Genomic DNA, 11,359 nt, shown 5'->3' on the forward strand with positions numbered 1-11,359 from the left:
CGATGCGCCTGTCCCAAAAGCATCTCACGCTGATCGTGCTGGCGGTGCTGATCGCACTGGCGCCGACGCTCTTCCCGTCGAATTTCTATTACCGCATCGGCGCGCTGATCTTCGTCAACGGGCTCGCCGTCACCGGCCTCGTCGTGCTGATCGGCTTTGCCGGCCAGATCAGCCTCGGCCATGCCGGCTTCGCCGGGATCGGCGCCTATGCCTGCGCCTTGGCGCCCGGTTATCTCGGCCTGCATCCCGGTCTCGCCATGCTGCTCGGCGCCGTGCTCTCGGGCGGCGTCGCCTGGCTGATCGGCCGGCCGATCCTGCGCCTCAAGGGGTATTACCTCGCCGTGGCCACGCTTGGCTTCGGCATCCTCGTCTCGATGGTGCTTGCGAACGAGGCGAAGATCACCGGCGGCCCGGACGGGCGCGAGGTCGCCGAGCTCGGCCTGCGCAGTGCGCTCGCTTCTGTCGGCATCGGCCTGAGCAATGCGCAGTTCTGGTACGCCGCCACCGGCCTCTCCATGCTCGCTGGCGCCTGGATCGCGCTCAACCTGCAGGACAGCCCGTCGGGCCGGGCGCTGCGTGCCCTGCACGATTCCGAAGTCGCCGCCCGCACCGTCGGTGTCGACGTCGCCCGGCTGAAGCTCTGCGCCTTCGTGATTTCGGCGGTCTACGCCTCGTTCTCTGGATCGCTGCTGGCGCTGATGAACCGCTTCATCACGCCCGACGTCGCCGGCTTCCTGCATTCGGTCGAGCTGGTGACGATGACTGTCTTCGGCGGCGTCGGCTCGGTGCCGGGAGCCATTCTCGGCGCGGCGACGCTGACCCTGCTGCCGCAGGCGCTGACAGTGCTGCAGCAATACGAGAATCTCATCCTCGGCCTGATCATGATGCTGGTGATGATCTTCATGCGCGAGGGTCTGTTGCCGTCGCTCATGCGTCGCCTGAAGGGCAGGGGCTGATGACGCTCCTTTCGGTCGAGGGCCTAGGCATCGATTTCGGCGGCCTGCGCGCGGTCAACGATGTCGGCTTTTCGGTCTCGCCGGGCGAGATCGTCTCGGTGATCGGCCCGAACGGCGCCGGCAAGACCACGCTGTTCAACATGATCTCGGGCGTCTACCAGCCTCAGCGCGGCAGGATCGCTCTGGACGGCCAGGACGTCACTGGCCTGGCGCCGAACCGGCTCGCCGAGCGCGGCCTGTCGCGCACCTTCCAGAACCTGCAGATCTTCCAGCGCATGAGCGTGCTGGAGAACGCCATGACCGGCTGCCATCTCAGGGAGCGCGGGCCGATCCTCGGCGATCTCCTGAGCCTGCCGTCATCGCGTCGCCGCAGCGCTGCGGCCAAGGCCCGTGCGAGCGAATTGCTGGAGCGTGTCGGGCTGGCGCGCGCCGCCGAGCGGGAGGCCTCGTCGCTCTCCTATGGCGCGCTGAAGCGCCTCGAGATCGCCCGGGCGCTGGCGCTCCAGCCGCGCATCCTCCTGCTCGACGAGCCGGCTGCCGGCTGCAACGCGGTCGAGACCGAGGAGATCGATCATCTGATCGCTGAGGTCGCCAGATCCGGCGTTGCCATCCTCCTGGTCGAGCACGACATGAAGATGGTGATGCGCATCTCCGGGCATATCGTCGTGCTAGATCGCGGCGAGAAGATCGCCGAGGGCGCGCCGGCTGCCGTCTCGCGCGATCCCAGGGTGATCGAGGCTTATCTCGGCACGCAAGCGACGGAGACGGGCCATGCTCTCGGTTGAGGGGCTGCGCTCGCGCTATGGCCGCATCGAGGTGCTGCACGGCGTCGACCTCGAAGTCGGGTCGGGCGAGATCGTCACCGTGGTCGGCGCCAACGGCGCCGGCAAGACCACGCTGCTGCGCTGCATCTCCGGCGTCCAGCCGGCGAGCGGCGGCGCAATCATCTTCCGCGGCGAGGCGCTGAAGGCGATCCCGGCCCATCGCCGGGTTGGCCTCGGTCTCTCGCAATCGCCGGAGGGCCGGCTGATCTTCACCAACCTGACCGTCGAGGAGAACCTGCGGCTCGGCGCCTATCTCTTCGCCGATGAACGCGTCGAGCGCGACATGGCCGACGCCTTCGCGATGTTCCCGATCCTGAAGGAGAAGCGCAACCTGCCGGCCGGCGGTCTCTCCGGCGGCCAGCAGCAGATGCTGGCGATCGGCCGCGCGCTGATGGCCCGGCCCGCCTGCCTCCTGCTCGACGAGCCGAGCATGGGGCTGGCGCCGATCCTCGTCGCGCAGATCTTCGATGTCGTGAGGACCCTGAAATCGCTCGGGGTCACCGTGCTGCTGGTCGAGCAGAATGCCTATGCGGCGCTAAGGATCGCCGATCGCGGCTATGTCATGGAGACCGGCCGCATCAGCATCAGCGGCACGGCCGAGGAACTGATCGCCGACCCACGCATCCGCGAGGCCTATCTCGGCATCTGAGACGTCGCGCGCCACGACGCGGCCCCCAGCCTCAGGGCTTGTTCGGGTTGAAATGCTTGGTCAGCTTGTGGCCGTAGCCGCCATAGTCCTGCTGCAGCGCTTCGTTCTGCGCGGCGAAGGCCGTGACCTGCTGCGCGAAACGCGTCTCGAACATGAAGGCGAGCGTGCCTTCGAGCTTGTGCGGCTTCAACTCGACGGTGCTCGCCTTTTCGAAGGCGTCGACATCCGGGCCGTGCGGCAGCATCGTATTGTGCAGGGAGATGCCGCCCGGCACGAAGCCGCCGCCGGTCTTGGCGTCGTAGACGCCGTAGACCAGCCCCATGAGCTCGCTCATCACGTTCATGTGGTACCAGGGCGGGCGGAAGGTGTTCTCGGCCACCAGCCAGCGGTCGGAGAAGATGACGAAGTCGATATTCGCGGTGCCGGGCGTCTCCGAAGGCGAGGTCAGCACGGTGAAGATCGACGGGTCGGCATGGTCGTAGAGGATCGGGCCGACCGGCGAGAAGCGCCTGAGATCGTATTTGTAGGGCGCGTAGTTGCCGTGCCAGGCGACGACGTCGAGCGGCGAATGTTCGATGTCGGCGGCCCAGAGATTGCCGCCCCATTTCACATACATCTTCGAGGGCGCGTCGCGGTCCTCATAGGCGGCAACCGGCGTCAGGAAGTCACGGGGATTGGCGAGGCAGTTGGCGCCGATCGGTCCGCGCTCCGGCAGGGTGAAGGCGCCGCCATAATTCTCGCAGATATAGCCGCGCGCCGGGCCGTCGGTGAGCTCGACGCGGATCTTGACGCCACGCGGGATGACCGCGATCTCGCCCGGCTCGATATCGATGATGCCGAACTCGGTCCAGAGCCTGAGGCTGCCCTGCTGCGGCACGAACAGCATCTCACCATCGGCATTGTAGAAGTACTCGTCCACCATGGAGCGCGTGATCAGGTAGACATGCGCGCCCATGCCGCCCTGGCTGCCGGCGTCGCCGGCCGTGGTGATGCTGTGGACGCCCTCGATGAAGGAGAGCGGCTCCGACGGGATCGGGATCGGGCTCCAGCGCAGCGGCGCGATCGGCATGTCGACCTCGCGGGCCGGCGCGGTGCGCCAGAGCCGGCTGTCGACCTTCCTGAACGTGTTCCAATGGGCGACAGTCGGCCGGATGCGGTAGAGCCAGGAGCGCTCATTGGTGGTGCGCGGCGCGGTGAAGGGCGAACCGGAAAGCTGCTCGGCATAGAGGCCGTAGGCACATTGCTGCGGCGAGTTGCGGCCGAGCGGCAATGCGCCCGGCAGGGCCTCGGTCTCGAAGCCGTTGCCGAAGCCGGACATGTAGCCGGCCGCAATCGCGCTCCTGGCCGTGCCGTCCTGCGCCTGCGCGGCAGTCGTATTCCGAACGTTCATGACCATCCTCCCGAAAGGCCCGCCAGCCCTCCTGCCATGGCCGCTTCGGCGCCGGCAGCAGTTATGATATAGTTGCGTTTGTAACCATTTTTCCTGTGACTAACAAGCGACGATAGCTCGCCTCGCAGGCGCTCATGATCCGCATCATGGGCCGGCCGTTCCGGATTGGCGAGTTCCCTGCACGCTCGTCCCATTGGGCGAGGCGATGGCGACGACGGTGCGAAGGAGAGGTGCGAAGCGCTTGCTCGGATTGCGTGAGGGAACAACCCGTCGCAACGTCCTAACGCAATCTACATGTCTCGCCGCTAATAGCTCCGGTCTCGCAACGGCGGCTCGGCCTTGCGGTATCAGGCTGGGGGAAGCGGGTCATGCACGCCATTGTCGGGCGCGATGCCGGAAAGCTCGTGGGCGCCGTGGAGCCGTCGCTCCTGCGCGATGAACTGCTCGGCGAAATCTTCGAGGCTTCCGCCAGGCGCACTCCCGACCACATCGCCATCATCTTCGGCGCCGAGCACGTCAGCTATGCCGAGCTCGACGCCCGCGCCGACAAGGTGGCACAAGCGCTGCAGGCGCGCGGCGTTAAGGCCGGTTCCTTCGTCGGCCTGTGGATGTCCCGCTCGCTCGACCTGCATGTCGCGCTGCTCGGCATCCTCAAGGCCGGCGCGGCCTATATCCCCTTCGACGCCGATGCTCCCCCGGAGCGCATCGGCGAATGCCTCGCCGATTGCGCGGCGAAGGTCATCGTCATCGACGACGCCACCCGCGCCAGGCTCGACCGGGAATTGCCCGCCGATGCCGTGAGCTGCCGCGACCTGATCGCAGCCGGCGCCGGCGCTCCGCCGGTCGATCCGCGCGCCGATGGCGTGACGCCGGCGAGCCCGGCCTATGCGATCTACACATCGGGCTCGACCGGCAAGCCCAAGGGCATCGTCATCGCCCACAGCAACATCTGCCACTATCTGCGCTCGTCGAACCACGTCTACGGCATGGCGGCGGACGACGTCTCCTTCCAGGGCGCTTCGGTCGCCTTCGATCTCTCGCTGGAAGAGATCTTCGTCCCCTATCTCGTCGGCGCGACGCTCTGGGTCGCCTCGGCGCAGGTGCTCAGCGAGGTCGAGCGCCTGCCCGCCCGGATGGCCGAAGCCGGCATCACCGTGCTCGACACCGTGCCGACGCTGCTCGCCATGATGCCGCAGGACATTCCGAGCCTGCGCATCATCATCCTCGGCGGCGAGGCCTGCCCGCCCGCCGTCCGCCAGCGCTGGTGCCGCCCGGGCCGCAAGGTCTTCAACTCCTACGGGCCGACCGAGGCTACCGTCGTCGCCACTGTCGACGAGGTCACGCCGGACGAGGCGGTGACCATCGGCGTGCCGATCCCGAACTACACCTGCTATGTCGTCGACGAGGAAATGCGCATCGTCGGCCCCGGCACCGAGGGCGAATTGCTGATTGGCGGCCCCGGCGTCGCCGCCGGCTATCTCGGCCGCCCCGAGCTCACCGCCGAGAAGTTCATCGCCAATCCCTTCGGCGGCGACGGCACCGACCCGGTGCTCTACCGCTCGGGCGATGCGGTCAGTATCTCCGAGAAGGGCAAGATCCTCTTCCACGGCCGCATCGACGACCAGGTCAAATTGCGCGGCTTCCGGCTCGAGCTCGGCGAGATCGAGGCCAGGCTCTGCGATCTGCCCGGCATCGCGCAGGCGACCGTGGTGCTGCGCCGAGACGACGGCATCGACCGGCTCGTCGCCTTCGTGGTGCCGGACGCAGGGAGCGTCTTCGACCGTACCGCTGTCCGCACCGCCCTGAAGGAGACGCTGCCGCCCTATATGGTGCCCTCGCATTTCGAGGAGATGGCGAGCCTGCCACGCCTGACCTCGGGCAAGGCCGACCGCAAGACGCTGAAGGCGGCGCCGCTGACGCTGGCGGCCTCCGCCGAGGAGCAGGAGGAGCCGCAGAGCGCGACGGAGACCGCTTTGCTAACCGCCGCCAAGCCGCTCTTCCCCGGCCAGGTGATCGGCTTCGAGGCCGATTTCTTTGCCGATCTCGGCGGCCATTCGCTGCTGGCGGCGACCTTTCTCGCCGGCGTGCGCGCCAATCCCGATTTGCCGAGCATTACGCTGGAGGACGTCTACAGCCTGCGTACTTTGCGCGCGATCGCCGCCCGGCTCGATGAACGCGGGAAGGCCGATGCGGGTCGGCCGGTGCGCGATCTCTCCTTCGAGCCGCCGCCGCTGTCGCGCCGCCTGCTCTGCGGCCTTGCCCAGCTCGCCTCAACGCCGGTGCTGCTGCTGGCGCTGACTGGCCCCTGGCTGACAATCTACGTCATCTATGAGCTGATCACCTCCGACGGGATCATCGAGCTCCGCGAAATCCTGATGATGATGGGCATCTACGCGCTCGTCACGCTCTCGGTGATGCTCGCCGGCATCGTCGGCAAGCGCCTGGTACTCTGGCGCACCAGGCCGGGTCGCTATCCGCTCTGGGGCGTCTATTTCTTCCGCTGGTGGCTCGCTCGCCAGTTCACCGCGATGATCCATCTCAGCCTGATGCAGGGCACGCCGCTGGCGAGCCTCGCCATGCGCCTGCTCGGCGCCAAGGTCGGCAAGGGCGTCTTCGTCAGCGGCTTTGAGGCCGGCGCGATCGACCTCGTTGAGATCGGCGATGACGTCACGCTCGGCGGCAAGCTCAGCCTCGCCAATGCCGAGGTGGTCGGCAACGAACTGGTCATCGGCACGATCACGATCGGAAAGGACGCCTATATCGGCACCTCCTGCGCCATCGGCCATGACACGGTGATCGGCGAAGGCGCCGAGCTCGCCGACCTGACCGCGCTTGCCGCCGGCAGCCGCGTTGGCGCCTTCGAGCACTGGGACGGCTCGCCCGGCCGCCGGATCGGCGCGGTCGATCCCGCCACCTGGCCCCAGCCCGCGCCGAAGCCCTCCGTACCGGTCAGGGCCCTGCAGAGCGTCTTCTTCGCCGCCATGCTGGTGCTGATGCCGGCGCTGGCGCTGCTGCCGATCTTCCCGGCCTTCATCATTCTCGACCGGTTCGACGGACCGCTGCAGCAATTGGTCGGTATCGACTATCGCTGGGTCCTGCCGGTCATCGCCTGGCCGACTGCGATGGTGCTGATGCTCGGCACCGTCCTGTTCGTCACCGCGATCCGGTGGCTGGTGCAGCCGCGCTCGATCCAGGGCACGCATGCCATCGCTTCCGGCTACGGCCTGCGCAAATGGACCGTGGGCCTGGCGTCGGAGGTGATGCTCCAGAGCCTGTCCTCGTTGTTCTCCACCATCTACATGCGGCTCTGGTACCGGATGATGGGCGCGAAGATCGGCAAGGACACCGAGATCGCCACCAATTTCGCCGGTCGCTACGACATGATCGAGATCGGCGAGCGCTGCTTCGTCGCCGACGAGGTCGTGCTCGGCGACGAGGATGTTCGCCGCGGCTGGATGACCGCCAAGCCGGTGCGCACCGGCGATCAGGTCTTCATCGGCAATGACGCGGTCGTGCCGCCCGGTGCCTTCCTGCCGAGTGGCTCGCTGCTCGGTATCAAGTCGAAGCCGCCCACCGATGTCGCGATGCAGCCCGGCGAGACCCGCTTCGGCAGCCCGCCGATCCTGCTGCCCTCGCGCCAACGCTTCGACGATGCCGATATCGCCAAGACCTTCCGGCCGCCGCTCTGGCGCCGCATCCTGCGCGCCGTCTTTGAATTGTTCAGCGCTTCGATGCCGACGATGATGTTCATCACCTTCGGCACGATCACGGCCGAGCTCTTCCTCTTTCCCGCCCTTGAGCGCGCCCAGAGCTGGGGCGAGTTCGCCCCGGTCTTCATCGCCTGCGCGATCGGCACCTCGATTGCCCTGGCGAGCGCGGTGTTGCTGGTGAAATGGCTGCTGATGGGCGTCTACCGGCCCGGCAATCGCGGCCTCTGGTCCTGGTGGGCATTGCGCACCGAGGCGATGACGACGCTCTATTGGGGCACAGCCGGCGCGATCCTGCTCAATGCGCTGCGCGGCACGCCGATGTTGCCCTGGGTGATGCGCCTGTTCGGCGTGAAGATCGGCCAGGGCGTCTATCTCGACTCGACCGATATCACCGAGTTCGACTGCGTCAGCATCGGCGACCATGCCGCGATCAACGCGACCGCCAACCTCCAGACCCACCTCTTCGAGGACAGGGTGATGAAGGTCGGGCGCATCGAGATCGGCAAGGGCTGCGCGCTCGGCGGGCTGACCACGGTGCTCTACGACACCGATATCGGCGACCACGCTCGGCTCGGTTTGCTCACCATCGTCATGAAGGGTGAGGCGATCCCGGCAAGGACCGAATGGGCCGGTGCTCCCGCTGCGCCGGCCTGACGAAATGTCGTTCAGTGGAGGAGGCACAGTCTTGCCCGGGCGAGTGATGGCGGAAGATTGCCGACCACATGGTTGAACGCTCTACCTCAGCAGCTGATCCCGTCTACGAAGCCTATTCGCTCGCCGAGTGCAGCGAGGCCGCGGGGCCCGACTGGTCCTATCCTGCGGCCAGGCGGTTGCTGCAGGAGCCGATCGATATCGCGATCACTTCGGCCCTGGCTGAGATCGGCGCGTGCGCCGGCGCCGACCGGGCCTGGATGTTCGAATACGACGCCGAGCTGCTGCGCTTCCGGAACACGCATGAATGGAGCCGGCAGGGTGTGCGATCCTTCGTCGAGGATCTGCAGGACGCGCCGGTGACCATGATCGCCTGGCTTCACCAGTTCCTGGCGAAGGGCAGGGCGGTGATGATCAATCGGGTCGCCGAGCTGCCGCGCCCCGCCCGGCCGCTCCAGGTCGAGATGCTCAGGCAGGGCGACAAGAGCGTGCTCAGTGTGCCGGTCTTTCATGACGGACGTCTGCGCGCCTGCATCGGCTTCGATGCGACCACCGCCGAGCGTCATTGGTCGCCGGCCGAGATCGGAGCGCTGTTCCGCTGCGCCGAGCTGATTGCATTGGCGCGTTATGGCTCGCCCCGCGGCGGGCAGCCGCTTGCCGACGCCTCAAGGACATTCGCGCCGCTGATCTATCTGCGCCGGCAGGGGCAGATCGTCGGCGTCGATCCGCAAGCCATCCTCGGCGTCCGCTCGGCCCGCGACTATGCCAAGGTCTGGCTGCGGGACGGCTCGACGGTGCTGGACCTGCGCCCGCTCACGCTCTGGGCCGGGCTCCTGCCGCCGGCGCTCTTCCTGCGCATCCACCGCACCGCGATCGTCAATCTGCAGCATGTCAGCGGCCTCGACCGGCGCGCCGGGGATCGCTGGTCGATCGGGCTCGGCCAACTCGCCGAGGCCTGGCCGGTGTCGCGGCCCTATCGCCAGGAACTGCGGCAACGCCTCGGCGTGTGAGCGCGCGCCGCTGATTCGTAAGGTGGTCCGGCCTGCCGCCATTTAACTGATTTCTCACGATGAATTGGGCCCGGTCCGCGATTCGTCGAACTGGCATGTCAATTCGTCGAATTCCGCTTGCGGCTCGCCCGATGCGCGAAATCAATGCGGAGGCCGATCGAGATACTCGCGCCACTCATGCCGCTTCGCCGCCACTGCATCGTCGTTCCTGCCAAGCTGCGCTCCGTGACGGCCGAGAAGGCACGGTGCGCCTCTCGGCCTAAGCTTGCCGCATCGGGCAGCCTCGCATCCTCGGCCGCGCTGCTACGCATCCTGCTCGCCTTGGGCACTCCCGCCGTGTTCTGCGCGCCGTTCGTGCTGGCGCTGCCGGCCTGGGCACAGGTCAGCGGCCAGGGCGGGGCAGGAGGGGCGCATGGCATCAGCCGCCCGACCAGCGGGCAAGCCGGAAGCCGCAGCAACGAATACGCCGGTGGTGGCGGTGGCGGCGGTGGCGGCGCCAACGCCGGTGCGGGTGGTGGCTCCAAAGGCGGCAAGGGTGGCAGTGGTGTGCGCGGCCATGGCGGCGGCGAGGGTGGCGACATCAGCGGCACCACCTCCATTCTCCAGTCGATCCCGCCGGGATATGCCGGGCATGTCGGGCAATCCGGTTCCGGAGGCGGCTCGCCGTCGCACGGTGCAGCCGGCGCGCCGGGGCATGACGGCGGCAGCGGCGGTGGCGGTGGTGGCGGCGCCGTCGGCCTCGATTTCACCGGCAGGTTGCTGACCGCGGCCCAGACGATCAGCCTGGTCGGCGGTGATGGCGGTTCCGGTGGAAATGGAGGGACGGGAGGCAACTCTTATCGGGACCCCTTCATCGGGCATGGAGGCGCGGGTGGCGGCGGTGGCGGCGGCGGCGGAGGTGGAGCGGCGGGACTGAGCCTGCCCGGCTGGCAGCTCGCCTACGACCCCATGAAGGGGTTCTACTACACAGCACCGGCCAACCTCGTCGTGATGACCACCAATGCGACCCTGCGGGGCGGCAATGGCGGCCGCGGCGGCAATGGCGGCGATGGCGGCTCCGGTTCGGGGGCCTACGAGACGACGATCTGCTACGGCAGGGGAATCTGCACGGTCACCGCGCGCTGGTATCCCGGCGACGGCGGGCCCGCAGGCGCGGGCGGGGATGGCGGTAGCGGTGGGGCCGGCCTGTTCTCGGCCTATGGCCGGCAGATCAGCCTCTACGGAACGACCGCTCAAGGCGGCAACGGTGGCGATGGTGGCGATGGCGGAAGTGGCGGCCCTCCCGGTTCGGTCTATGGCTACAACATGCCGAACGCCAATTATGGCCGTGACGGAGCTGACGGAAACGGCGGTCGCGGCGGCTCCGGCATCGAGGTCAACGCGCGGGATGGCGGCAGCACGATCATCACGCTTGCCTCCGACAGTCATGCGCTGGGCGGCAAAGGGGGCCGCGGAGGCTACCTTGGCTGGTCGGGCTGGGGTGGCGACGGCATCCGAACGACCGGTTCCGCCACGATCACCATAGCCGGGAGCGCGATCGGCGGCGATGGCGGCGATACCAGTGGCGGGTCGCCGGGCGGCGGTGGCGCCGGCATCTTCATCGACGGGCAGGCCAGCGTGACGGTCCAGAATGGTGCGCTGGTCTCAGGCGGGCGCGGCGGCCTCGCCCAGCAGACGACGGCGGGCCGCGGCGGGGACGGTGGTTCGGGCATTGAAGTGATGGGTGGCGGGACCTTGATCGCCGTCGCGGGGGCGGTGCGCGGCGGCGAGGGGCAGGGCACCGTTCCCGGCGCGCAGGGCTTTGCGATCATGTTTGCCGGCAGCGGCAACTCGCTTGAGCTGCGGGCTGGCTATACGCTCGTCGGCCAGGTGCTTGGCGGCAGCAATGCGACGCTGATCCTGGGCGGGGCGTCGGATGCGAGCTTCGATCTGCGCGAGCTGGGCTCGCAATATCAAGGCTTCTCGGTTTTCAACAAGAGCGGTACGAGCACCTGGACGCTGTCGGGCGCGTCGACCGCTCGCGTCGGCGAGATGGCGATCGAGGGCGGGACGCTCGTCTTCTCGGCAGGAGCGCAACTGACGGCGACGAATGCGCAGATCGCGAGCGGCGCAGGCGCCGTGGCCGCCGTCACCGTGGCGGGAGCGAGAGCAAAATGGACCGCCGACGAT

6 protein-coding genes and 1 pseudogene are annotated in these 11,359 nt (G+C 67.9%); 6 read left to right on the plus strand and 1 reads right to left on the minus strand.

The features are described 5' to 3' along the window. The first annotated feature begins 2 nt into the window (after positions 1–2). From AC1DS0_RS27305 to AC1DS0_RS27315, 3 genes are read left to right on the plus strand one after another with little or no spacing between them, the layout of a single operon-like run. Positions 3–956: a branched-chain amino acid ABC transporter permease gene (locus AC1DS0_RS27305; protein WP_476817362.1), complete on the plus strand. Its 954-nt coding sequence runs from the start codon at positions 3–5 to the stop codon at positions 954–956. Next, complete coding sequence (locus AC1DS0_RS27310) at positions 956–1,741, plus strand: ABC transporter ATP-binding protein (RefSeq protein ID WP_476817363.1); 786 nt, start codon at positions 956–958, stop codon at positions 1,739–1,741. The genes AC1DS0_RS27305 and AC1DS0_RS27310 overlap by 1 nt, the downstream gene beginning before the upstream one ends. Beyond that, a complete protein-coding gene (locus AC1DS0_RS27315; RefSeq protein WP_476817364.1) occupies positions 1,728–2,429 on the plus strand; it encodes an ABC transporter ATP-binding protein in 702 nt (233 codons plus the stop codon). Before AC1DS0_RS27310 ends, AC1DS0_RS27315 begins: the two co-directional genes overlap by 14 nt. Before the next feature lie 31 nt (positions 2,430–2,460). Here AC1DS0_RS27315 and hmgA read toward each other — a convergent pair whose 3' ends face one another. After that, on the minus strand, positions 2,461–3,819 hold the full coding sequence (gene hmgA / locus AC1DS0_RS27320) for a homogentisate 1,2-dioxygenase (protein ID WP_476817365.1): 1,359 nt from the start codon (positions 3,817–3,819) through the stop codon (positions 2,461–2,463). Positions 3,820–4,187: 368 nt separating this feature from the next. On the opposite strand from hmgA, the gene AC1DS0_RS27325 reads away from it, so the two are divergent. From AC1DS0_RS27325 to AC1DS0_RS27335, 3 genes and pseudogenes are all read left to right on the plus strand, one after another. Beyond that, positions 4,188–8,183: a Pls/PosA family non-ribosomal peptide synthetase gene (locus AC1DS0_RS27325; RefSeq protein ID WP_476817366.1), complete on the plus strand. Its 3,996-nt coding sequence runs from the start codon at positions 4,188–4,190 to the stop codon at positions 8,181–8,183. A 68-nt stretch (positions 8,184–8,251) separates the two neighbouring features. After that, positions 8,252–9,190, plus strand: coding sequence for a LytTR family transcriptional regulator DNA-binding domain-containing protein (locus AC1DS0_RS27330; RefSeq protein ID WP_476817367.1), 939 nt, complete (start codon positions 8,252–8,254; stop codon positions 9,188–9,190). A gap of 177 nt (positions 9,191–9,367) precedes the next feature. Beyond that, positions 9,368–11,359: pseudogene (locus tag AC1DS0_RS27335) on the plus strand (hypothetical protein); the annotation flags it as partial.

The sequence above is a fragment of the Allobosea sp. P4_H5 genome, assembly GCF_056400825.1.

What these genes read in the sequence shown, in the direction of transcription:
- AC1DS0_RS27305 (WP_476817362.1), top strand. Translation starts at nt 3, where the DNA reads ATGCGCCTGTCCCAAAAGCATCTCACGCTGATCGTGCTGGCGGTGCTG.
- AC1DS0_RS27310 (WP_476817363.1), top strand. Translation starts at nt 956, where the DNA reads ATGACGCTCCTTTCGGTCGAGGGCCTAGGCATCGATTTCGGCGGCCTG.
- AC1DS0_RS27315 (WP_476817364.1), top strand. Translation starts at nt 1,728, where the DNA reads ATGCTCTCGGTTGAGGGGCTGCGCTCGCGCTATGGCCGCATCGAGGTG.
- hmgA (WP_476817365.1), bottom strand. Translation starts at nt 3,819, where the DNA reads ATGAACGTTCGGAATACGACTGCCGCGCAGGCGCAGGACGGCACGGCC.
- AC1DS0_RS27325 (WP_476817366.1), top strand. Translation starts at nt 4,188, where the DNA reads ATGCACGCCATTGTCGGGCGCGATGCCGGAAAGCTCGTGGGCGCCGTG.
- AC1DS0_RS27330 (WP_476817367.1), top strand. Translation starts at nt 8,252, where the DNA reads ATGGTTGAACGCTCTACCTCAGCAGCTGATCCCGTCTACGAAGCCTAT.